We start from the raw sequence: 23,624 nt of genomic DNA on the forward strand, positions 1-23,624 counted from the left end.
TGATTTACTTAATGCTCTGAAAGAAAATAAATACCGACTTTGTGCCAGCTAAATAGAAGCAAAGAAACTCAAACCTCCCAACCTGTATATGGATTGAACAATTATGATTTTTTCTGGCGCTATTATGTTAATAAATATCAGTAAAAAACCTGATTTAACATTTGCGAGAATTCATCATACTAGAGTCAGAAATAGGGAAGTTAGTAGAAGAATTATTTTCAGTACAATTTTTGCTGTTTGACATCGCAAGAAATTCAGGTGTGTTAACTTAAACAGTCAGCTTTACATAGAACATAAAACTTTTGAAAAGTCGGCTGGATATATTCAGCTACGCAGTTTGGTTTGAAGTAGGACGCTATTAATTTTTTAAACGATTGGGGTACTTCTGTGATTAAAAGGAGTGGTGATAATACAACCTCTACTGAACATAATGTTAGTGGGTCAGACCCCCCAAACAAATTAAATGGTATTAATTCAAATCGCTTTTCCGGATTAAAAAATGCCAAAGATAGTTCTTTGGCATTGTCCAAGGAAGATTTTCTGGTTAGTGAAAGCACACAAACTACTACTTGGCTGACCTGTGGGATTAATTCTGGTTACGACTCTTTAATCTCTGGAACTTTACAAGCCCAAATTTCTCAAGTGAAAGGCTTTGATGCAGAATCGCCAAAAATTTTAGTAGTCGATGATCACAGTGCTAGTCGGATGACTGCTGCTGCCCTTTTGGGTATGGAAGGCTACGCAGTAATTGAGGCAGATAGTGGTGCTACGGCGATAAAACTAGTAGGACAACAACAACCTGATCTGATTTTGTTGGATGTAATGATGCCCGAAATGGATGGGTTTGAAGTGTGTCAATTACTCAAGCAAGATGAGCATACTAGATTGATCCCCGTAATTTTTATCACGGCCTTGAATGATAGGCGATCGCGCATCCGAGGTATTGAAGTAGGCGCAGATGATTTCTTAAGTAAACCTTTTGACCGAGTAGAATTAGTAGCGCGGGTCAAATCGCTGGTACAACAGAAGCGGTTGAATGAAGATTTAGACCATGCGGCACAAGTACTATTTTCCATAGCTAGAGCTATTGAAAGCCGTGATCCCAATACGGGCGACCACTGCGAACGCTTAGTTAACTTAGGACAAGCTTTTGGTGAGTACCTCAATCTTTCGCGTCACCAAATTCGAGATTTGATGTGGGGTGGCTATCTCCACGATATCGGCAAAGTAGGGATTCCCGATGCAGTCCTACTGAAAACAGGCAAACTTACCCCTGAAGATTGGGTAATTATGAAGCAACACGTTTTAATCGGGGAAAAAATCTGTCAACCTCTACGCAGTATGCAGGGTGTAGTTCCCATCATCCGCCATCACCACGAACGTTGGGATGGTTCTGGTTATCCTGATGGACTCAAAGGGGATGAAATTCCCTACTTAGCCCAAGTGTTTCAAATTATTGATATTTATGATGCGTTAACTAGCGAACGTCCCTACAAAAAAGCTTATACTCCAGAAGAAGCATTGTGTATCATGCTTGATGAAACTGAAATGGGATGGCGTAATCCCAAGTTGATGCAGCAATTTGCCGAGTTTATTCTCTCACATCACAAAGATTGGGGAAATGCCGAGTAGTGAGTGCTGAGTCAAGAATTATCTCCAGTCCCCATGCTCCCTCATTAGCTGGTATGATTTGAGCCTAAATCTCAAAGTACCAAGCGCAACAGCGCTATTTATTGAAAGCTAATAGCTAATTATGGTAGTCGTAGCAATACTAGCAGCAGGACGCGGCACAAGAATGAAATCGGACTTACCCAAAGTTCTACACTCTTTGGGTGGGCGATCGCTAGTGGAAAGAGTTATTGACAGTGTAGAACCGCTTTCACCTTCACGGCGACTCGTCATTGTCGGTTATCAGGCTGAACAAGTTAAAGCGGGTCTCCAGTCTCCTCATCTGGAGTTTGTGGAGCAGACTGTGCAGTTAGGAACAGGTCACGCTATCCAACAATTACTCCCCTGCCTTGAGGGTTACACAGGGGATTTGCTAGTACTGAATGGTGATGTACCACTGTTACGCACTCAAACCTTAGAACAGCTATTACAAACTCACCAAACAAATCAAAATGCCGCTACCATCCTGACATCCCACCTACCTAACCCCAAAGGTTATGGTCGGGTTTTTTGTAACGGTAACAATATTGTCCAGCAAATTGTTGAGGACAAAGATTGTTCTCCAGCCCAGAGGCAAAATCACCGGATTAATGCCGGCATTTATTGCTTCCGTTGGGAAAATTTAGCGCAAGTATTACCTCATCTGGAGGCAAACAACGCCCAAAAAGAATATTACCTGACAGATGCTGTTACCCAAGTTGGTCAGGTGATGGCCGTAGATGTAGAAGATTATCAAGAAATTTTGGGGATTAACGATCGCCTGCAATTAGCTACAGCCTACGAAATTTTGCAAAGGCGAGTCAAAGAACAATGGATGATGGCTGGTGTCACTCTCATCGACCCCAATAGCATCACAATTGATGACACCGTAGAATTACAGCCTGATGTGATTATTGAACCCCAAACCCACCTCCGGGGCAGTACGGTGATTCAAACAGGGAGCCGCATTGGGCCAGGAAGTTTAATTGAAAATAGTCAGTTGGGGGCAAATGTTACTGTTCAGTATTCAGTCATAACAGATAGTACTATCCAAGATAGGGCTAAAATTGGCCCTTATGCCCATTTGCGCGGTCATGCCCAAGTGGGTGCTAATTGCCGCATCGGTAATTTTGTCGAGTTGAAAAATACAGAATTAGGCGATCGCACCAACGTCGCTCATTTATCCTATTTAGGTGATGCTACTGCGGGTACTCAGGTAAATATTGGTGCAGGGACAATTACCGCCAATTACGATGGTGTGAAAAAGCATCGCACGAAAATAGGCGATCGCACGAAAACAGGTTCTAACAGTGTACTAGTTGCTCCAGTTACCTTAGGTGATGATGTTTATGTAGCTGCCGGTTCCACAGTCACCGAAGATGTACCGAATGATTCCTTAGTAATTGCCCGGACTCGTCAAGTGGTAAAACTGGGATGGCGGAAGAAGAGCGCGGAATCTTGAGGAGGGGGCAGAGGAGCAGGGGAAGCAGGGGAGGCAGGGGGAGAATTACCCAATTCAAGGCAAAGGTAAAAAGGCAAAAGGCAAAAGAAAAAACCTTTTACCTTTTTACTTTTTACTTTTTACTTTTTACTTTTTCGTCCCCAATCCCTAACTGATACTACCTACCTGCGTACCACCGGCAAGTTCTAATGTATCGCCTATTTTGTCGCCATCATGAAAGGCGGCGAGGATGACATCGCAGGTTTTACCCCAGGCGATCGCTCCGGTGGCATCTAAGGCGATCGCTCCAAAATCTCTTTTGTTGTCGTGTGCTTCCGCAAAGGAGCGTTGCATGGACTCTTGGAGAGACAATCCATCTGTGACACGGATAACAATCTTGGGGGCTAGGCACTCATCAATAATATCTTCGCCGATGCCTGTACAGCTAACGGCAGCATAATTGGTAGCATAATTACCTGCTGGCATAGCAGAATCACTGACGCGTCCAATGCGCTCAAAGCCTTTACCACCTGTAGAAGTACCAACTGCTAATTTACCATAGGTATCTAAAGCTACTACACCAATTGTGCCGCGTCCAGCATTACTAGTTTCCAATAGTTCTGGTTCGGCTATTACCCCAGCCATTGTTCTTTTAAAATTATCTTGGCGTTCTTGTATCCATTCTTGTAAACGCAAATCAGTTAAAGCATTGTAACTAGGTATTTGCATTTCCCTGGCTAATTCAGCCGCGCCATAATCTGACAGCACTCGGTCTGGGGAGTTTTGTAAAAATTGTGCTAACTCAATCGGATTTTTTACCCGTGAAACATTTATTACACCGCTAAAACGCCCTAACGCACCATCCATGATGGAAGCACTCATACGGATTTGTCCGTCAGATTGCAGCACCGAACCAGTACCAGCATTGAAGCGGGGTTCATCTTCCAACAGTTGACAACCGCGCACCACTGCAACAGAAGCATTCGCGCCTGACAATAATAGAGCGTAGACTTCCTCTACTATTGCATGGAGTGTTTGGCGCACTGCTTCTAATCCACCTTTGCCGTGGAGAGAACTACCTGCTCCCCCATGAATAATTAATTTTGGTTGCACCTGTGACTTCATTTATACCCTGCGCTATTTGCGTTTTAATTTGAATATTGGGTGTGTCAGTCAACTGTTGACTGTTAACTGTTAACTGTTAACTGATTTAGTCCCCAGTTTTAGCCTCAGAACGACGACGGCGACAGCGTTCTGAGCAATATTTCACCTCGTCCCAGCAATCTTCCCATTTTTTCCGCCATGTAAAGGGACGTTGACATACTGGACAGATTTTTGTGGGTAGGTCAGATTTAGAACGAGTACGTGCCATATAAATACCGTACTGACTAGTGTTAGATTTCCCAGAGTGGTGGAAGATAATTATACACAGATTGCTACAAAGGGAGGATTCACTTGGTGAACAATTGTGTTGCGTGTCCTCCTATAGACTGGTTTTGGGACGTTAGTTCAACAAAATATTAACATAGGCTGTTTATGTAATAGTCGATGTGGTTTTTGCATTCCTCTATAGATAGATTTGATGATTATGGTCAGAAACCCGACTTCTTCAAGAAGTCGGGTTTCTAATAACTTATTGGGGAATTAACTGTAATTTTGCCACCGTGTTAGCTGTTACTGTCTGCTGTTGCCACAGCATTGGGTGATATTCAAGTTTGCGCCAAGGTTCAATCATGTCGTCATAGTGTTGATGGAAAGCATGACCTGATTGTCCAGGGGCGTGAATAGCTATTGAGTTATCGAGATTTGCTAAATCTACAATCATCCGTAGTGAAGGAATATCTGTGACTTCAAAGGATTGATTTGCTCGCCAACGGTTGGCGTTAACGGTTTCTCCGTTACCCGACGTAGTAAAGGAACCACGGTTAAATAAAGCCTCGATTGGTGCAACTCCAGATTTACCCAAGGTGGCGTTACGAAAGGTGATGGTGTGCAGCTTTCCCCAGTTCCAAGATTGAGGATTTTTGCTTTGGAGGCGTTCTAGTTCGTCTACGGCTTTTGTGAATGCTTGACGGAATATTTGGTCACGGTTCTCTACTTTACTAGTTTGGCGATTATCCCACCAATTACTATTAGGTTGTTGGATAAGATTTTCCATGACAGCATACCAGCGATCGCCTCCATCGGGAAAGTATTCTTTTGGTAGTTGATCATGGAATGTATCTATTAACAAATGTTTCCAGAATACTTCAAATAAGGCAGATGCAGATGATTGAATTTCTAGCTGTAGGTTCCAATTTTGTAATAAATTTTGTGCTGCTTGTAAGCGGGAATCATTAAATGGTATATTTTGTAATATAGGCACAAGATTGTGTGCATTTAAATTTAAATTATCACCTTGTATTTTCTCCACATCTTTTAGTGATATCTGTTGCTTTTGCTGGGTAATCATATCTACAATCCGCTTTGCCCGGTAGCCATAAACCCAGTCTGTAGTTATGACATAAGGATATTGGTTGGCAATTAAATTATTGGCGGTGACAATATAACCTGATGCTGGATTGAAGCTTTGGGGTAACTTTTCAAAGTCAATATAGCTTTGCCATTCATATTCATCCGTCCAACCAGGAACAGGATAACGTCCATTTCCCTGATTCCGAATGGGGAATTTTCCTGGCATTTGATAGCCAATATTACCTTCGATATCAGCGTAAACCAAATTTTGAGCAGCGATATCAAATTTACTCGCAGCAGTGCGGAACTCTTGCCAATTTTGGGCGCGATTTATTTGGGGGATTGAGTATGCTAATTGTGATGGTTCTAAAGCTGTCCACCGCAAAGCCACAGCATAGTTTTTTGGTAAATTTTTCGTTGATTCTTGATTAAACTGTTTTAAATTCGGTGAAACATCCGAAAGAATCGGCCCGTGTCTGGTGTAGCGGACTGTCTGCACAATAGACTTCTTCCCTGCAACTTTGATTGTCTCTGGCAAAACCTGCATATCTACCCATTTGCCATTAACTTCATATTGGTTGGGGTTGTTGGGATTAATTTTTTCGATGTATAAATCCATTACATCGCCTTGAGTATTTGTCACACCCCAAGCAATGCGATCGCTATGTCCCACAATCACTCCCAGCATACCAGGAAAGGAAAAGCCGCTTACTTCATAGGGACAATCTGCGCTCTTTTTTATACAATGCAATGCCACCTCATACCAAATAGAAGGCATTTGTACTGCTAGATGGGGGTCATTTGCCAATATTGGCTTACCTGTAGCTGTGCGTTCACCAGATATTACCCAGTTATTCGAGCCAATTCCTACTCCCGTATGACCGATGAGTTTTTCCAACGCCATCATCGGTTTGTTAATGGATTGTAAGACAGGCGCAATTTCATCAACTTCTTTGATGACGGTTGTAATTAGTTGTTTTTCCGGCAAAGCCTGGGCTTGTAAATCAGGCAAAATTACAGGCAAATTTGGGGGATAAGGCGGAAAAAGTTCTTCTACCTGAGCAGGGGTGAGAGTTTTCAGTAGAATTGTCCGTTCAATTTCGCTTTGAAAATTTCGCCCCAAGTCGTAAGCCATCACCTTACCCCAAGTCAGGGAGTGCAGTATTTGCCAAGGTTCGGGTTTATAACCAGGATTGAGTAATTGCAATACGGCATATTCTAAACTCAGAGCGCTACCTTGATGCTCTTGCAGATAAGCGTTGACACCATCAGCGTAGGCTTGTAAATCAGCCTTCATTCCTGCATCCATTTGCTGGATTTCTTGCTGTGCTACTCTTCCCCAGCCCATCGTCCGTAAATATTTATCAGTTTCTACCTGGGAAGCACCAAACATTTCAGCTAGTCGCCCAGAACCGATGTGCCGCCAAAAGTCCATTTGCCAAAAGCGGTCTTGTGCATGAATATAACCTTGAGCCATGAATAAATCATGGGCATTGCTGGCGTAGATGTGGGGGATTCCCCATTGGTCGCGTTTGATGGTAACTTCAGATTTGATTGAAGGTAAAGCGATCGCTCCATTTTCTACAGGAAAAGACCGCCGTACAGTATAAGATAAAAATCCCAACAATAATATACTCAGCACCACTAGCATAATTACGGTAATTTTTAGTCCCTGATACAACCTACGTTTTCTGAAGCTTTTCATGTTTGGGTGCTGTAGCATCGTCAATCAAATCACGGGGACATTATACCGCTTGCCGCCTTATATCTCGTAAAATGTCTTACGTAAATTTTTGCTACATACTTAGGCATAAATAATTTTATCTAGCAAATCAACTAGAGTTTTACTTATAGACATAAGTACGCAGCTTAATTTTTCTGTATTAAAAAATAAATTCTTTGAGTAACCCATCTATATATACAATTTTTAGAAAACTTTTAATTGACAAAGCTTATAAGTCTATGCTATCCGATCTTGACTAGTAATAATACTGAATTTTAAAATATAAAAGCATCGAAAATTACAATACAGGCTTATTACTTGAGCAATGGGATCTGACAAAATCAACCACTATCACTTATGCCGATGTATTTCACAAGACTGTGTGATAAAAATATCTAGTATTTATCATATTTTCTTCCATAACAAACTAGTCAAGGCGTGCTAAGTTTTAAATTCATCTTAATTCCGTTCGCGGTTTTCCCATGCGTCTGCTAGATTTACACCCACAACACCTGGAAGAATTAGTCAAGGGTAGTGGTATAGAATTACACTTGACCCAGCTTAACTTTAGATCCCTCCAAGGCGTGAGCGCCTATGAGCATCTATTAATTTCCGAACACCTACCCCGCACCAACACGGGAATGGTTAAAAGTGGCTGGTTACACCTTTACAGTCACGTTACGGCTGGTGGTTGGTGGTGTTCTGGGTTAGATCCTCTCAACAATTGGCAAGGTATGGAATGGGGATGTTTTAAGCCAAATCAACCGCGCACGAGTCAAAATGGCAAGTCTATTAAATATGAACATCCCCCCAGCACAGCAACGCGGATATTTTGTCTGCGGGTAACATTGGAGATATGGCAGCAAGTCTCAGGGCGTTACAATTTCCCGATTCCTGGAGATATCACCATCAATTCCCAAGGTGAAGCGGAAGGCTTTTGGCAATGGGTGATGGAGTGCAACATACCAATCATCATTTGCGAGGGAGCCAAGAAAGCCGCAGCGTTATTATCTCAGGGATATGCGGCGATCGCAATTCCAGGGATTACCAGTGGTTATAGAGTTGTTAAAGATCAATTTGGTAAAGTTGCCAGTCGCCAGCTAATTCCTGATTTGGCTGCATTTACGACGATAAAGCGGACTTTTTATATCTGCTTTGATTATGAAACGCAACAGAGAAAAATAGCAGCTGTCAGTAACGCTATTTGCCAACTTGGTTGTTTATTCCAGGCGAAAAAATGTCCTGTAAAAGTTATCGAACTTCCAGGGTTGGAAAAGGGTGTAGATGAGTTAATTGTTGCTAAAGGCGCAAGTATTTTTGAAAAAGTTTATCGCCAAAGCGTAGATTTAGAAATTTACCTCGCTCAAATCAAACCCCACAGTGAATTAACGATTCCACCAGCCATTACAGTAAATCGCCCATATTTAGCAGAAATCCCCTTTCCTAACTCTGGATTAGTTGGTGTCAAATCAGCGAAAGGTACAGGCAAAACAACATCATTACAAGCAGTTGTCCAGCAAGCCAAAAATATCAACAGACCCGTATTATTAATTACCCACAGGATTCAGTTAGGACGTTTTCTGTGTGAAAAAATTGGTATTCAATGGGGAATTAATCATGCAGAAGGTTTAACAAAAAATAGTGATTGGCTAAAAAATACAGAGACACAATCTTTAGGTTTATGCGTTGACTCTATCTGGAAACTACACCCAGAAGCATGGCAAGGCGCAATCATAATTCTCGATGAAGTTGAGCAGTCTTTATGGCATTTACTCAACAGTCATACGTGTAAACATAAACGCGTCAAGATTTTAAAATTATTTCAACAATTAATTTCTCTAGTTTTATCAACAGGTGGTTTAGTAATTGCCCAAGATGCTGATTTATCAGATGTTTCTTTAGAATATTTACAAGGTTTATCCGGCTGTAAAATCACCCCTTGGATATTAGTAAACCAATGGAAGCCACAACGCGGATGGGAAGTAACCTTTTATGATTCCCCCAACCCCATACCCTTAATTCAGCAGTTGGAATTAGATTTACTTGCAGGACGCAAATGTTACGTCACTACCGATAGCCGTGCTGGACGTTATAGCTGCGAAACAATTGAACGTTATCTCAAGGAACGTTTAGAAAAACTGCGATATGAGTTTCCTAAAACCTTAGTAGTGAATAGTCATACAACAAACACTCCTGGTCATGCAGCCGTCGATTTCGTTGCAGCTATTAACGAAAAAATTACCGAATATAGTAATGTGTTTGTGACTCCTAGTTTGGGAACAGGTATTAGTATTGATGTGCAGCATTTTGACCGAGTATATGGCATTTTCCAAGGAGTAATTCCTGATTCAGAAGCACGACAAGCACTAGCTAGAGTTAGGGATAATGTACCAAGAATTGTCTGGTGTGCTAAACGGGGAATCGGTTTAATTGGTAGTGGTAGTACCAATTATCGTTTACTATCTGATTGGTACCAAGAGAATCAAAAAGAAAATTTAGCTTTGCTTAGTCCATTACATAAAATAGATGTGGATTTACCCTTAGTTTATGACCCTATTCATTTACGAACATGGGCTAAATTGTCAGCGAGGGTCAATTCTTCCATCCGCCTTTATCGGCAAGCAATGGAAGAAGGATTAACTACAGACGGGCATCAAATTCGCTTGCGGAGTAATGCCGTTCACAATAACATTATTCGAGATTTACGCTTGGCATTTCTCGCAACAGAGGCAAGTGATTTGAGAGAACGCCAAAGATTAGTTCTAGAAATTGTCAAAGTGCAGAAAGATTGGGCAGAAAAAAGGCAAAAAGGTAAAGAGATTAAGCGTCAAATTAAAAAGATTAAGCAGCAAAATCAAATCACCACAGCTACTAATGTAGCCAATGCTAAAGATATTGATTATTTAGAATACGAATATCTTGCAGGCAAGCATTCTCTAACTGATGAAGAACGCCATCAAATTCAAAAATATAATCTCCACCAAAGATATGGTATCTTAGTCACTCCTTCGCTCAAGTTAAGAGACGACCAAGGATATTACACTCAACTGTTAATTCATTACTACCTGACCCACGAAAGTGAGTACTTTCAAATCAGAGACCAACAGGAATGGCATCAACAATTATCCTGGGGTAGTGGTAAAGTTTTCTTGCCAGATTTAAAAACCTATACTTTAGAAGTTGAGGCAATGAGAGCTTTAGGGATGCCCCAATTTCTTGACATAGAACGAGAATTTACGGAAAATGCTTCTGACTTAATTTGGTTGAAAGATGTGGTCTTTCAACATAGTAGACATATTAAAAGAGTCTTGGGTCTTGACTTTATTAGATGCCAAGAAAGAATTACAGCAATCAAGGTTCTTAGCCGTCTATTGAATTTGTTGGGATTGAAATTGAAAAAAGTTAACGATATTTATCAAATTGACTCAGAAACATTTAACGATGATAGACAAAAAATATTTTCAGTATGGCAACAAAGAGATGAAGTTATACTAACTCAAATCAATAACATGAGACGCGAAAAATATAATGTACTCTCAAACCAAAATCCACAAGCTAAAAATAAAAATTCAGTAATCTCTAATATGGTTTCCCTATTTTAGATATAGGAATTAGATTTGATGATTATTGAAGTAGTCTGCGTTTACGCATGAATATTTAAATATGTCTAGTATCACGGTTTTTTCGCTACAGCAGTCTTGCTGGGTGCATAAGCCTAATTACCTAGACTAAACAACTGCTAACCATTCAAGCTATATTGCAGTTATCAATGATTAGGAAAAATACCAGTGTTTCCCCTCTACGACGAAAATCCGACGCGAATCACTCCCTATTTTACCTACGGTTTAATTGGGATGAACGTTTTAGTTTTTCTTCACGAAGTGAGCTTGTCTAATGCACAGTTAAATCAGTTTTTCAGTCAGTATGCAGTAGTCCCTCAAGAGTTAACCTATAATCTGGCTGCTGAATGGCCGACGTTATTCACCTCCCAATTTTTACACGGTGGTTGGTGGCACTTGATATCGAATATGGTGTTTCTTTGGGTTTTTGGCAACAATATTGAAGAACGCCTGGGACATTTCAAATATTTAATTTTCTATTTAGTTTGTGGTGCTTTAGCCGCCTTGTGCCAGTGGTTTATTGGAATGTATTCCACAATTCCTTCATTGGGTGCTAGTGGTGCCATTTCCGGGGTTCTTGGTGCGTACCTGATTCGTTTTCCCCAAGCTAGGGTGACAACTTTAGTGTTTTTGGGTTTCTTTGTGACGACAATCAGTGTTCCAGCCCTAGTGATTATCGGCATTTTCTTTGTCCAAAATGTTATATCCGGTCTTGTTAGCTTACAAGCAGCAGCTAATATGAGTGTACAAACAGGTGGTGTCGCTTATTGGGCGCACATTGGTGGTTTTGTATTTGGCGTAATTCTTGCACCTATATTTGGTTTGTTTAGACGGGACTAATAGCAGTACTGAGGGATTAGGTATAGGAATCAGATTTGATTATTGAAAATATCTGATTATCTGTAGTAAGCTGTTACGCATTTAAATTGTATATTTCGCACTCAGGTTGTCAAAAGTCCAAAGTCCACAGTCCAAGCTAGCCTTTAACTCTGGACTCTTGACTATGGACAGCCCTGACGCAAGAGTATTTGATTTAGGTGCATATCACCTTATTGCCCACCGTATCATGGCTGTGGTGGGCAATGCTCATTCTCAGCATATTTCAGAAATCAAATACTAGTCCTAATATGAATTAATCAGTTTTGTCCATGTTGAAATTCGGGACTTTCGATTATTCTATTATGTGGTTGCTTCCTTAGGTCTCAATCATATAATCTTGAGCAGAAACTACTATGTTGGCTGTTTTAGCTGGCATACCGTACTTTTTCTATGATTATAAAATCATGTGAACTAGAAAATATTAATAAGTCATGAAAGTGAAAATTTTGATAGCAATAGTATTGTTGGGTAATTCTATAGTGGTAAATCCGTCCTCTGCTACAGCTAAAAATAGTGTGTGGATTGTGAATAATCCTACTTCATTAAATCAGAAGCATACGGAAATTGCCCAGGCTCTACCACCTAGAGTTATTAAACTGCGTTTAGCAGATAGTGGTGTTTCAGTCGGTAGCGTCATCACTTGGGGATTTGGTGGTTTAATCCAAAAAAGATCTACAGATTGGGTTCGTTTAGAAATTGGAGATAATCAAGTAAGAGTAATACACACTACAAGAACCACCAATTGGTTTACTCAGTTTTCTAAATGGTGGGATCATCCTGTGAGGAAAATAGCATTTAAGCCTGATTCTTGTGAGATAAATAATACTCAAACCCAAGGTGGGTCAGATACGGAAAACCAACTCAGAGAAATCAAAAGATTGTATGATTCCAAATTAATTACAGAACAACAATATCAAGAATTGCAGCGCAAAATTATCAATCAAATAGGTACAAATTCTAGTCAAGCTGCTCCTAATAATGCAGACTGTGTTGTATTAGGAGAAAATGGAATAGTTAAATTACCGGATCTAACTTTATTAACTAAAGGCGAATTTAAAATTGAATATTTAGAGGGTGATGAATGGAAGTATGCAGCCTTTAGGGTACCTGCTAAGGCATACGAATAGTATAGGCTGTGTTTGGAGACTTATAGTATTTTTGGGCTTTGGTAATAAGTAATAGGTAATGGTAAAACACAATTACCTATTACCTATCACCAAATCTCTACTTAACTGCGAAGACGAAAACCTTCCCGTCCATTCACTGGGTCAAAAAGTACATTGTATCGGTCGAAAAGTGCTATCCCACTATTCACAACCATAGCTTGATCTAGCTGTGGTGAAACATTGAGATTCCATACATTAAACCCGTTGCGATTGCCTGGGGCGAGGCTGTAGTCAAGTATGCGGGGAATGGATAACTTGAGGGTGTTGTTTGGGCTTAACCTGCCGGGTTTGAGTTTACCCATAAGGGAAGCAGATTTAAAGTCAATAAAACTACTGATTACGCCAGTATCTGCTAGCATTCTGGCATTACAGGTATTTTTCATGGCACTGCCAGAAATAGTTAAACAAACTCCATTGAGCCTAGAGTCCCATCTATTTCCTGGAATACTATTCATTGCGGGTTGTTGAGTCAGGGAAGTTAGATTGAACCCTCCCCGATTCTGTGCTGTTAAACCCAGGATGAGGCTACTGTTACCACTAGTGCGATCGCCTGCAATAATAAATCCGTTACTTAAATTCCCTGGTAGTTTTCTCAAAGGATTGTAAGGCAGTGAGCGTTCTGCATAGTTGACACCGATAATACCAGAGAACGGTGTGTTACCCCTGGCAGAGCAATTAGGTTTTTGGGCTACACATTGGCGATTGGTGACAATTTGCACCGGCACAGGTTCTTCAGTGGCAATTAACCCAATACTCATACTTGTGTAAACTAATTCTCCTTCGAGGATAGTGCCATCGTTTAGCACTTCTCTGACTATCTGACCAGTTCTAGTGATGGGGGCATTGCCTAAAAACTCTCTCGGCACTCTCAGCCCCCCAGAGCCTGTATCCAGCAGAACACGCCTTGGCTGACCACCAGCCACTGCTACTTCCAGAAAATAACCCCGTTCTCGTTGACCAACAGAACCTTTTGTATATAAGGGAACTGAGATAGTATTAAAACTGGGCTTTCGGGCTGTGATTTGAGAAGTATCACGCCTAGCCGGATTGGGAAACAGTTGTTGAAAAGAAGCCTGTCGTTGCGCCACTGGTTCTGGTGCATAGTCCCAAAGGCTTTCGTAGTAGAAAAAGACCGCTCCCAAGCCACGTTCTTGTGCCGCCCTGACTTGCGACTGAATTTGTGACATGGAAACTTGGCGATTTCTCAAGCCAGTCATAATACCTATACCAGTAGGTATTAATTGTTGTGTTTCGAGAATTTCTGGAGTGATGAGTTTACTATTAAAACTTTGCAAATCATTTCGGTAAACCTGGACGACTAACTCATCTACAACACCCAACCTGACCCAGTTGAGCCAATCTTGTAGTTGCAATTTGTATGCAAAGTCATAGTAATTGGGCGAAACAGCAAAAATTGCATTGGGTTTTCTGGCTTTCACCGCTTGATTTAGTTGCACCATGAAAGCTGTGATTTTATCTGCTCGCCATTTTATCCATGCTTGGGCTTGAGGATTTTGTGGCGGCGGATTCCCAGTTTCCTGTCTATACAGATTAATTGTGTATTGGTCGTACCCAAAATCAACAGGTAAACTCATGTGGTCATCAAATTGAATCCCATCAGCGTTGTATTTGGTAATGATTTCTACTACCAGATCAGTAATAAACTGCTGTACTTCTGGGTGGAAGGGATTCATCCAAGCTACTTCACCCGCCGCAGAAATTGAGGTTTGGGTTCCATCCCGCTTTTGTGTCAGCCAATCTGGATGCTGGGATGCTAATTCAGAAGTTAAGGGAGCCATAAAACCAAACTCGAACCAAGGTATAGCTAGTAAACCTTGACTACGCGCTTGATTAATGATGTCTGCAATTACGTCTTGCCCTTCTGTGCCTCGAAAGAAATAAGGGATGCCCATACGTTGGGTGACAGCACTGGGATACTTGGTATAGCCATCGTTCCAAACAACAGGATAAATTGTATTAAAGTTCAACCGCCGCAATTGAGCAAGTGTGTCCTGCACCTTAGAGCGATTTCTGAGGATGTCAAAGTCATTATTTGTTAGCCAAACTCCCCGAATTTCTTGGCGTGGTGATTGGGAAAATTGAGCCGTTGCTGGCGTGAGGTTTTGTAGTAGTAATACTGTAGTAAATGACAGTGCAAACAAGACTGGAAGAAGTCGCTTAATTGACCGCCAACCTTGAAGAACAAAAAGCAATTTTTTAGGTATGGATAATAACTTAGTTAACCAAGTGTTAACTCGAATGCTTTGGGGTTGGAATTCAATTGGCATTACTGGCTCAAAATTGACGCTTTATTGGGAATATTTTGATTCAAGGCAACAATCTATTGATTGCAGCACTACATAGTTTTTAGTCAGGACTTGAATATTTAGGCAAGTCCTAACGATGAAGTTGACGCAAATAATGACTAAGTAGTGCCAAGTCAGAATTTTGGTGAGGACGATATACTACTCTAGGACTTACGCACTGAACCAAAAAACCCTTCTGAGGGTGGTAAATAGTCAATAGTCCACAGTCCAAAAACTTAGATTTTGACTATGGACTATTGACAAAAAAGCCAGAAAATTAGTCACACTGCGTAAGTCCTATACTCTTCTGAGATTTAAGCGACTCAAGACTTCTATTTTGTTATGGCTTTAGTTATTGCTGGGGAACGTAGTGGGGTGGGCAAGACAACAGTCACGCTCACCCTCTTAGCATCTTTATGTCGGCGTAGTGCCATAGTGCAATCCTTCAAAGTCGGGCCAGACTATATTGACCCGATGTTTCACACCTATGTTACTGGTCGTGCTTGCCGCAATTTAGACCCAGTTTTAACTTCAGAAGCTTACGTTCAGGATTGTTTTGCTCGTCATCACCAAGAGAGTGAATATGCTCTGGTTGAGGGGGTGATGGGGTTGTTTGATGGAATTGGGAGGCAGGAAGCAGGGGGCAGGGGGCAGGGGGCAGGGGGCAGGGAGAATAACTTTAGTACTTCCCATTCAGCAATAACTACTGACTTTGCCAGTACTGCTCATGTGGCGCGGCTTTTAGATTTGCCCGTGGTTTTGGTGATTGATTGTAGTCGCTTGTCTGGTTCTGTGGCAGCGATCGCCCACGGTTATTGCTCTTTTGATCCGCGCATTAAAATGGCTGGGGTGGTGTTAAATCGTGTGGGCAGCGATCGCCATCTCTCTCTCCTCCAAGATGCCCTGAAACCTCTGCAATTACCTATACTCGGTGTACTACGTCGTCAAGATGACATTGCCATTCCCGATCGCCATCTCGGTTTAATCCCCACTGCCGAACTACCAGAGTTAGATGCTGTTATCAATCGTCTTGCTGATTTAGGTGATGCTTGTTTCGATTGGCAAAGTTTATTACCCCTATTGCAAGGAAGTGGGGCGGGAAGGGCAGGGGAGGCAAGGGGGGCAGGGGAAGCAGGGGGAGAACTGACTGCAAGATTTTCGTTCAATCTCCAATCTCCAATCTCCAATCTCCAATCTCCAGTCCCCAGTCCCCCTAAAATCGCTGTTGCCCGCGATCGCGCTTTTAACTTCTATTACCAAGACAATCTTGATTTGTTGCAGCAGTTGGGGGCGGAACTGGTTTTCTGGAGTCCTTTAAATGGGGAATTACCATCGGGTGTGCAGGGAATGTATTTTGGTGGCGGTTTTCCTGAAGTGTTTGCCCCACAGCTAGCCACAAATAGCGCCCGTGATGCGGTGAAACAAGCTATCCTCGCAGGAATGCCCACGATTGCTGAGTGTGGGGGATTGATGTATCTGTGTGAGCAAATTGTCGATTTTGAGGGGCAATCTTGGCCGATGGTGGGTGTTTTACCTACATCTGCGGCAATGGGTGGACGTTTAACTTTGGGATATCGCCGTGCTGTAGCCTTGCAGGATAGCTTGTTAGTGAATGTAGGCACCCACATTTATGGACACGAGTTTCATCGCTCATGCTTGATTACAGCGCCCACTCAGCCCTTATTTGAAACTTACCGCTATGATTGTCCAGAAAATATGGGTTGTGAAGGATGGGGTTTCCCGAAAAATATCCACGCCTCTTACATTCATCTTCATTGGGGAGAGAGTGGAGAAATTCCCCGACGGTTTATTCAGCAGTGTGCCTATTTTGGCGAAACCACGAATATAGTACCTATGTACTAAAAAATAGGTGATGATAGGGCTTGGCGATCGCTAAATAACCCTGGTTAAAGACGGCAGAGATTAATTTTGTTAACACAATTTAACATTCAGTAGTTGATTAACCTACCTTCTCATCGCAATTTGCTCAAAGGGAATGATAACTTGAAACCCGCAAACTCAGATTAAATCTAGGTTTCTGAAATTTTAAATTTAAAATTTGGCATTTAAAATTCAGATGATTGGCGATGTTTTTTAGTCGCAGTTCCCCTAGCCACAAGGGTATTTACTAAGTATTTTTTCCTACTTTTGGGGTGGTTTTGAGTGCAACAATGACCTAAAAAATAAAAAAAATGCCGAAATCCATATAAATTAATGGTTTCATCTATCCACTTCTGGCTACAACACCTTAGAATGATTCATTGAAAAGTAGAGCCGATGGGATGTACAGCCATTTTGAGTATATATACTCCCAAAGGATGACTTTTGTATCCCTCCAAACAGAGCCTTCAGTAGAGATGCGACAAGGTGCAACTGTACTGAATATCAAGTAAACATTAAGGAGTTCCAAATGAACAAAGGTGAATTGGTTGATGCCGTAGCTGAAAAAGCTAGTGTTACTAAAAAACAAGCTGATGCCGTCTTAACAGCTGCTTTGGAAACGATTATTGAAGCTGTCTCTTCTGGCGATAAAGTCACGCTGGTAGGATTTGGCTCTTTTGAATCACGGGAACGTAAAGCTCGTGAAGGTCGTAACCCCAAAACTAACGAAAAGATGGAAATTCCCGCGACCAGGGTTCCTGCTTTCTCTGCTGGTAAGTTGTTCAGAGAAAAAGTAGCACCCCCAAAAGCATAGGTTCTAGTATTAGGAATCTGAATTTGATGCGGCAACCAGATCACGGGGGAAATTTAGCTTGGGCAGCAGCATTGGCTGGCTGTCCTGCGGATGCGATTGTAGATTTTTCTGCTAGCATCAGCCCGTTGGGGCCGCCTCAAAGTGCGATCGCTGCTATTCAGTCACAAATTAGTAATCTCAGGCACTATCCAAACCCTGATTACCGTGAACTGAGGCTGGCTCTAGGTCATTTCCATCAATTACCTTTAGAGTGGATTCTGCCGGGCAATGGTTCAGCAGAATTACTTACTCTCGCAGGTAGGGAATTAGCTCAATTAGCCGCAACAGTTTTAATAACTCCAGCCTTTGGCGATTACTACCGCACCTTAAGGGCGTACCACGCTAGAGTACTGGAGTTTCCCCTTGTTAGTGTTGAGTCACGAGTATTGGGTACAGATTGTCACTTAACGCAACTTCACACCCAGCACTTAGGACTCAGCACTAACTATGCTTTGTTACTCAACAATCCCCACAACCCAACAGGAAAGCTATTCACAAGAGAGGCGATTTTACCTCTGCTGGAACAATTTGCTTTGGTGGTGGTGGATGAAGCATTTATGGATTTTGTCCCTCCTGATGAGGAACAAAGCCTAATTCCATTGGTGGCAGAATATCCTAACCTAGTGATATTGCGATCGCTGACAAAATTCTACAGTCTCCCAGGGCTGAGATTAGGATATGCGATCGCCCACCCTGACCGTCTGCAAAAATGGCAATTATGGCGTGACCCCTGGCCGGTCAATACCTTGGCGGCGGCGGCGGCGATAGCTGCCCTTGAGGACCGAGAATTCCAAGCACAAACTTGGCAATGGCTACCACCTGCAAGAGAGGAACTATTCCAAGGCCTAACCGCCATCCCAGGATTAACACCCCAAGCTAGCGCTGCTAACTTCTTACTGGTGGAAACACAACAATCGAGTTTAGACTTACAGCAAAAATTACTCCAGCAGCACCAGATTTTAATTCGTGATTGTCTTAGCTTTAAAGAACTAGGCGATCGTTTTTTCCGCGTCGCCGTCCGTTCTTATGCCGACAATCAACGCTTAACAAAAGCACTAAGCGCAATAGTCCAAAATTCTGTTGACCACTGACTACTGACCAATGACTAATGACTATTGATTACGATGTCGTGATTATTGGCGGCAGTCTGGCTGGACGCTATGCCGCCCTCACCGCCACCCAAATGGGGGCTAAAGTGGCATTGGTGGAGTCTAAGCTAAATAACAGTTTGATTGTTCACCAAGCCATAGGGGAAATTGCCAACCTAACCCAAAATTTGCACAATTTGGCTGGCTGTGGCATCGACGCTGTACACCCTGATACTTCCGAAAAGTGCCAAATTTCCTTAGCATGGACAACAGCATTGTCTTCGGCTCAAAGCATCGCCGCTAACATCCAAGAACAAATGTCTCTTGCTCATTTGTCAGCCCAAGGAGTTGATGTCATTGTTGACAGTGGACAATTCCAAAGCTCACCCCATTTAGCGTTTGCCGTAACTCAGCGCCTACTACGCGGACGCACTTACCTACTCGCCAGTGGTTCCCTACCAGCAATTCCCAAAATTGAAGGATTACAAGCTACCGACTACCTGACACCAGTCAATATTTGGCAATATTTATACAAACAACATTCTCAGTCTTCGCAACTACCCCAAAATTGGGTAATTATTGGCGGCAGTCCTCAAAGCATCGAAATATCGCAAACTTTAGCAAGACTGGGTTGTAGTATTACTTTAGTAGTTAAATCTCCTCATCTTCTGCCTCAGCTTGACCCAGAAATTGCCCAGTTGCTTCAAGCACAGTTAGAAGTCGATGGTGTACGCATCCTGACTCAAAAAATAGTGACACAAGTCAAGCGCATCGATGATAAAAAATGGGTTCAGGCAGGAGAAAAAGCAATAGAAGCTGATGAGATTCTAGTAGCAATTGGACAGAAACCAAATATTGAATCTTTGAATTTGCCAGAAGTAGGAGTGAAATGGCATCAACATCGTTTACTAGTCAATGACAAACTACAAACCACCAATCACCGAATTTATGCTTGTGGTGATGTTATCGGTGGTTACGATTTCCCTAACATAGCTAATCACGAAGCTCGAATTGCTTTGCAAAATGCCCTGTTTTTTCCCAGGTTGCAAGTTAATTACCAAAACATTCCTTGGGCGATATTATCCCACCCAACTTTAGCGCAGGTTGGGTTGACAGAGAATCAAGCAAAACGCCAATTTAGCGAGCAAGAAGTTTTAGTTTTACGGCATTACTATAAATCCATAGCGGCAGCCCAACTGAGAAATGAAATTACAGGTATTTGTAAATTAGTTGTACTACGCAACGGAAAAATTTTAGGAGCCACTATATTTGGTACAGAAGCCAGAGAGTTAATTAATCTCATTGCTTTGGCAATGTCCCAAAATATCCCCGTAAAACACTTAGCTAATTTATCTGCTCTCTATCCTAGTTTCTCAGAAATTTTAGAACAAACAGCACTAAACTTCAGCCAACAGAGGTTCAATAGCAACACAGCTTGGCAAGAATGGTTGGAGGGTTTCTTTTATTTGCGCCGTAACTGGAATTTGTGAATGTTCGCTCCTCTTATGGACTTCCAGATAAAAAATATCCAAAATTTAGGGTGGGCTACTTGCGAGAAAACCTAGCTTTATAAGCAATTATTCATACTGACGCACCCTACTAACCGTAAAATTTGGATTAATTTATTTTTTGGTGTTCCTTTCTCATGAGGCTAAAAACACTCAACTGTCATACTCGATTCATAAAAGTAAAAAACTATACTTAACAAAATTTCAAGAAAATAATGATTTGTTATCTATCTAACATCTAATTTTCGGGTTCTTACTATATATTAAATAAAGCTTTTCTCAAAAACCTTGTATATCTCACAGCGAGTAGCACAGTCATCAGAATTTATTCTTGAAGACATCGACTAGTGTCTATACTCGCTTTTTCATATTTGTAATATAGCGGTCTTACTTGATTTGTAGGCAGAGTAATACTGAGATTTGTCATGTCCAGATAGACTTTTGATCTAGCATTGCTATATAACTGGCTGATAGTTATATCTTTAGTCAGAAAGGAAATATGATATGCTCCGTCGCTGGATATTATCTACTTTTGCAATTTTATTGAGCATAATTTTAACCGCGTGTAATACTACAAATACTCAGCAGCCACAAGCACAAGCTACGCAAAGTATTACAAGACCTGATACTCAATCTCAAGAATTACCAAAATTATCGGCTAAAAGAGTTGTTACACTCTCTTCTCTAACCACAGATATTATTTTTCAACTGGATAAAACAAAACTCGTAGGTATCGCTGGTAGCTCATTATTCAAAAATGACCCCCGTTTCCAAGATATACCTCGTATCAGCGAAGGTCAAAGTCCCCCCAATTTGGAAAAAATTGTGGCGCTCAAGCCTGATTTAGTCATTGGTGCAGAAGGTTTTTCTAATCAACCAATTCAAAGACTCCAACAATTAGGTATTCCTACCTTGCTTACTCAAATCAATACATGGAAGTCTTTGGAAGAGATTACAGCAAAACTGGCTCAGTTAATTGATGTTAATCCCCAACCTTTGTTAGAACGTTATCAAAGTTTTCTAGCGGATAGCTCAGGAACAAATACTTCTACTTTAGTTCTGGTTAGTAGTCAACCAATTTTAGCTCCGAATAAGAATAGTTGGGCTGGGGATTTACTAGAAAAATTCCAAGTGAAAAATTTAGCAGCGCAATTGCAAGGAAAAAGCCCAATTGCTGGTTATGTAACTCTTTCGGCTGAAAAAGTTTTAGAAGCTAATCCCGAAGCGGTTGTTCTAATTACCCCTCCTCAAGGTGGTTCAAAAACGGAAGTTTTAAATTCTTTCAAAAAAGAGAGTTTTTGGCAAAAGTTACCCGCTACTAAGAATAATCGAGTCTATGTTTTTGACTATTATGGGTTGGTGAATCCAGGTAGTATAGATGCGATAAAAAAGGCTTGTGAGCAGATTAAAACAGATTTGTTAGGGTAAGAGTCTAATGTAATAATGCCTTATACATAGGTTGGGTGAAGCGCAGGGCAACCTAAAACATATCAGAGTGTTGGGTTACGCAAAGCCTCTATCCAACCTGCATTTTTTCTTTTGTCAAAGTAATAAAAGAGCGTTTCTTGTTCTATCTTTGGGCAATTGATATCTTCTTACTAGATTTGGGCGCACCGCCGGTTAAACTGCGGAAATATAAACCACCAACAGTTACTAAAAATAAGACATATCCCACTGCTTCTACAATATATAGATGTTGTCTGTAGCCAAATAAGGACTTGAGAATTACACCGGGGAACTGTTCATCAGGTAATATTTGCTCAGTATTCCAAACTAGCGGCCCCAAAATACAAGAATGGATTTTAGTAAAATGTTGGTAATAAAAACAAAGATTTTCTGAGGCGCGGCTACTAAGAGCTAAGTTGGCTACAGCATCGTCAAAATGTTTTAAGGCGGAAACAACTAATCCGGCAACAATTAATACTAATAAAACGCCCATTACTTGGAAGAATTGGCGGATATCAATTTTAACGCCTAATTTAAATAAAAGTACACCAATGGCTGCTGCTGTTGCCAAACCTGCCAGAGCGCCTATTGTCGGTATAAGTCCCTGTTGAAAATTGGCGGCGATGAATAATACTGTTTCAAAACCTTCACGAACAACGGCAACGAGAATTAAGCTAAAAACACCCCAGCCAGCATTTGAGTTTTGTGTAAGTGCGTCTGTAACGGCTCCTTCGACTTGCGCTTTCATGAATCTGGCTTGCTTTGTCATCCAGATTAACATCCAACTGAGCATAGCGATCGCCAACACACTAAAAACGCCTTCTAGCATCGGTTCCACTACCACCGTGTATTGAGGATTAGCGGCTCCAACTGCTTTAATTACCCAAGTGAATAGCACACCAATTAGCGCACTGATAACGATACCAACGGCGACACCAGTATACACCCAAGGGTTGAGACGGGATTGTTTAGCCTTTTTGAGCAAAGCTAAGACAATACCAACAACTAAGGCGGCTTCTACTCCTTCTCGGAGTGTAATGACAAAAGTCGGTAGAGCAGTACTAAAGTTCATGGTTTTTAGTCATTGGTCATTGGTCAACAGTCAACAGTCAACAGTCAACAGTCTAAAGTCAAAACATTGAATATGGACTATTGACTATTGACTACTGACTATTAGATAAAATCTCGTAGCATTTTTTTCAATTCGAGATTGTGTAACTCTTCTTGTCCAATCATGCTGCGAGCGAATTCTTCTAGATAAATACTGGCATTGTTTACAGTATCTAACAACGCTTTATACATTTCCAATGCCTTTCTCTCATGGTTCAAGCTTTCTTGGAGGATATCCTTGACTGAATGCTTGTAGGTTTCTTCCATTGGGGCAATTCTCAGGGTGGGATGTCCATCTAATCCTGTGAGAATTTCTCCCACTTGTTGGGCATGAAGTAGAGATTCACTGGCTTGTGCTTTGAAAAAAGCAACTATGGGAAGGCGATTAGGGCCGGTTACCATCAAGGAATAATGCGTATAGCGCACTACGCCAGCGAGTTCAAATTCCATGATGGCGTTAAGTAGGTCAATGGCCTTGTTTTGGTCAAGCTCTTGCATGAGT

General features: G+C 41.5%; 16 protein-coding genes. 10 read left to right on the forward strand and 6 right to left on the reverse strand.

Annotated features, from left to right (window positions below):
- Positions 1-387 precede the first annotated feature (387 nt).
- Both H6G14_RS11475 and glmU read left to right on the forward strand, forming a co-directional pair.
- Positions 388-1,632 (forward strand): HD domain-containing phosphohydrolase, encoded by a 1,245-nt coding sequence (locus H6G14_RS11475; protein WP_190567542.1) that lies wholly within the window; start codon positions 388-390, stop codon positions 1,630-1,632.
- 121 nt (positions 1,633-1,753) lie between these two features.
- Positions 1,754-3,109, forward strand: coding sequence for a bifunctional UDP-N-acetylglucosamine diphosphorylase/glucosamine-1-phosphate N-acetyltransferase GlmU (gene glmU, locus H6G14_RS11480; RefSeq protein WP_190567543.1), 1,356 nt, complete (start codon positions 1,754-1,756; stop codon positions 3,107-3,109).
- Between the two features lie 147 nt (positions 3,110-3,256).
- Here glmU and H6G14_RS11485 read toward each other — a convergent pair whose 3' ends face one another.
- From H6G14_RS11485 to H6G14_RS11495, 3 genes are all read right to left on the reverse strand, one after another.
- On the reverse strand, positions 3,257-4,213 hold the full coding sequence (locus tag H6G14_RS11485) for an isoaspartyl peptidase/L-asparaginase (protein ID WP_190567544.1): 957 nt from the start codon (positions 4,211-4,213) through the stop codon (positions 3,257-3,259).
- Positions 4,214-4,298: 85 nt separating this feature from the next.
- On the reverse strand, positions 4,299-4,460 hold the full coding sequence (locus tag H6G14_RS11490; protein WP_010998064.1) for a DUF2256 domain-containing protein: 162 nt from the start codon (positions 4,458-4,460) through the stop codon (positions 4,299-4,301).
- A gap of 261 nt (positions 4,461-4,721) precedes the next feature.
- On the reverse strand, positions 4,722-7,247 hold the full coding sequence (locus tag H6G14_RS11495) for a penicillin acylase family protein (protein ID WP_190567545.1): 2,526 nt from the start codon (positions 7,245-7,247) through the stop codon (positions 4,722-4,724).
- 500 nt (positions 7,248-7,747) lie between these two features.
- Between H6G14_RS11495 and H6G14_RS11500 the strand changes: the two genes are divergently transcribed.
- From H6G14_RS11500 to H6G14_RS11510, 3 genes are all read left to right on the forward strand, one after another.
- The gene (locus H6G14_RS11500; protein WP_190567546.1) at positions 7,748-10,867 is read left to right on the forward strand and encodes a plasmid replication protein, CyRepA1 family; all 3,120 of its coding nucleotides are present in this window, start codon (positions 7,748-7,750) and stop codon (positions 10,865-10,867) included.
- A 186-nt stretch (positions 10,868-11,053) separates the two neighbouring features.
- Entirely contained in the window at positions 11,054-11,725 is a 672-nt protein-coding gene (locus H6G14_RS11505; RefSeq protein WP_190567547.1) for a rhomboid family intramembrane serine protease, read from the forward strand.
- A 470-nt stretch (positions 11,726-12,195) separates the two neighbouring features.
- Positions 12,196-12,891, forward strand: a complete 696-nt coding sequence (locus tag H6G14_RS11510) for a hypothetical protein (RefSeq protein ID WP_190567548.1) — start codon at positions 12,196-12,198, stop codon at positions 12,889-12,891.
- A 101-nt stretch (positions 12,892-12,992) separates the two neighbouring features.
- Here the strand turns inward: H6G14_RS11510 and H6G14_RS11515 are convergent, their stop codons facing one another.
- On the reverse strand, positions 12,993-15,218 hold the full coding sequence (locus H6G14_RS11515) for a glycoside hydrolase family 10-like protein (RefSeq protein WP_190567549.1): 2,226 nt from the start codon (positions 15,216-15,218) through the stop codon (positions 12,993-12,995).
- A gap of 360 nt (positions 15,219-15,578) precedes the next feature.
- Here H6G14_RS11515 and H6G14_RS11520 point away from each other — a divergent pair, with 360 nt between their 5' ends.
- The 5 genes from H6G14_RS11520 to H6G14_RS11540 all read left to right on the forward strand — a co-directional run bounded on the left by H6G14_RS11520 (position 15,579) and on the right by H6G14_RS11540 (position 21,994).
- Positions 15,579-17,099: a cobyrinic acid a,c-diamide synthase CobB gene (locus H6G14_RS11520; RefSeq protein WP_190567550.1), complete on the forward strand. Its 1,521-nt coding sequence runs from the start codon at positions 15,579-15,581 to the stop codon at positions 17,097-17,099.
- A gap of 547 nt (positions 17,100-17,646) precedes the next feature.
- Positions 17,647-17,931, forward strand: a complete 285-nt coding sequence (locus H6G14_RS11525) for an HU family DNA-binding protein (protein WP_010998076.1) — start codon at positions 17,647-17,649, stop codon at positions 17,929-17,931.
- Positions 17,932-17,957: 26 nt separating this feature from the next.
- Entirely contained in the window at positions 17,958-19,061 is a 1,104-nt protein-coding gene (gene cobD / locus H6G14_RS11530; protein ID WP_190567551.1) for a threonine-phosphate decarboxylase CobD, read from the forward strand.
- Positions 19,062-19,078: 17 nt separating this feature from the next.
- Positions 19,079-20,548: a dihydrolipoyl dehydrogenase family protein gene (locus H6G14_RS11535; RefSeq protein ID WP_190567552.1), complete on the forward strand. Its 1,470-nt coding sequence runs from the start codon at positions 19,079-19,081 to the stop codon at positions 20,546-20,548.
- Between the two features lie 522 nt (positions 20,549-21,070).
- On the forward strand, positions 21,071-21,994 hold the full coding sequence (locus tag H6G14_RS11540) for an ABC transporter substrate-binding protein (RefSeq protein WP_190567553.1): 924 nt from the start codon (positions 21,071-21,073) through the stop codon (positions 21,992-21,994).
- Between the two features lie 142 nt (positions 21,995-22,136).
- Here H6G14_RS11540 and H6G14_RS11545 read toward each other — a convergent pair whose 3' ends face one another.
- Both H6G14_RS11545 and H6G14_RS11550 read right to left on the reverse strand, forming a co-directional pair.
- The gene (locus H6G14_RS11545; protein ID WP_190567554.1) at positions 22,137-23,084 is read right to left on the reverse strand and encodes an FTR1 family iron permease; all 948 of its coding nucleotides are present in this window, start codon (positions 23,082-23,084) and stop codon (positions 22,137-22,139) included.
- 101 nt (positions 23,085-23,185) lie between these two features.
- The gene (locus H6G14_RS11550; protein ID WP_190567555.1) at positions 23,186-23,620 is read right to left on the reverse strand and encodes a ferritin-like domain-containing protein; all 435 of its coding nucleotides are present in this window, start codon (positions 23,618-23,620) and stop codon (positions 23,186-23,188) included.
- Positions 23,621-23,624: the final 4 nt, after the last annotated feature.

Origin of the sequence: Nostoc parmelioides FACHB-3921 (assembly GCF_014696625.1) — a bacterium.
Classification (GTDB): domain Bacteria; phylum Cyanobacteriota; class Cyanobacteriia; order Cyanobacteriales; family Nostocaceae; genus Trichormus; species Trichormus parmelioides.

Bases quoted from the DNA above. Each gene is read 5' to 3' on its own strand.
- glmU (WP_190567543.1), top strand. From the start codon at position 1,754: ATGGTAGTCGTAGCAATACTAGCAGCAGGACGCGGCACAAGAATGAAA.
- H6G14_RS11485 (WP_190567544.1), bottom strand. From the start codon at position 4,213: ATGAAGTCACAGGTGCAACCAAAATTAATTATTCATGGGGGAGCAGGT.
- H6G14_RS11490 (WP_010998064.1), bottom strand. From the start codon at position 4,460: ATGGCACGTACTCGTTCTAAATCTGACCTACCCACAAAAATCTGTCCA.
- H6G14_RS11495 (WP_190567545.1), bottom strand. From the start codon at position 7,247: ATGAAAAGCTTCAGAAAACGTAGGTTGTATCAGGGACTAAAAATTACC.
- H6G14_RS11500 (WP_190567546.1), top strand. From the start codon at position 7,748: ATGCGTCTGCTAGATTTACACCCACAACACCTGGAAGAATTAGTCAAG.
- H6G14_RS11510 (WP_190567548.1), top strand. From the start codon at position 12,196: ATGAAAGTGAAAATTTTGATAGCAATAGTATTGTTGGGTAATTCTATA.
- H6G14_RS11515 (WP_190567549.1), bottom strand. From the start codon at position 15,218: ATGCCAATTGAATTCCAACCCCAAAGCATTCGAGTTAACACTTGGTTA.
- H6G14_RS11520 (WP_190567550.1), top strand. From the start codon at position 15,579: ATGGCTTTAGTTATTGCTGGGGAACGTAGTGGGGTGGGCAAGACAACA.
- H6G14_RS11525 (WP_010998076.1), top strand. From the start codon at position 17,647: ATGAACAAAGGTGAATTGGTTGATGCCGTAGCTGAAAAAGCTAGTGTT.
- cobD (WP_190567551.1), top strand. From the start codon at position 17,958: ATGCGGCAACCAGATCACGGGGGAAATTTAGCTTGGGCAGCAGCATTG.
- H6G14_RS11535 (WP_190567552.1), top strand. From the start codon at position 19,079: ATGACTATTGATTACGATGTCGTGATTATTGGCGGCAGTCTGGCTGGA.
- H6G14_RS11540 (WP_190567553.1), top strand. From the start codon at position 21,071: ATGCTCCGTCGCTGGATATTATCTACTTTTGCAATTTTATTGAGCATA.
- H6G14_RS11545 (WP_190567554.1), bottom strand. From the start codon at position 23,084: ATGAACTTTAGTACTGCTCTACCGACTTTTGTCATTACACTCCGAGAA.
- H6G14_RS11550 (WP_190567555.1), bottom strand. From the start codon at position 23,620: ATGCAAGAGCTTGACCAAAACAAGGCCATTGACCTACTTAACGCCATC.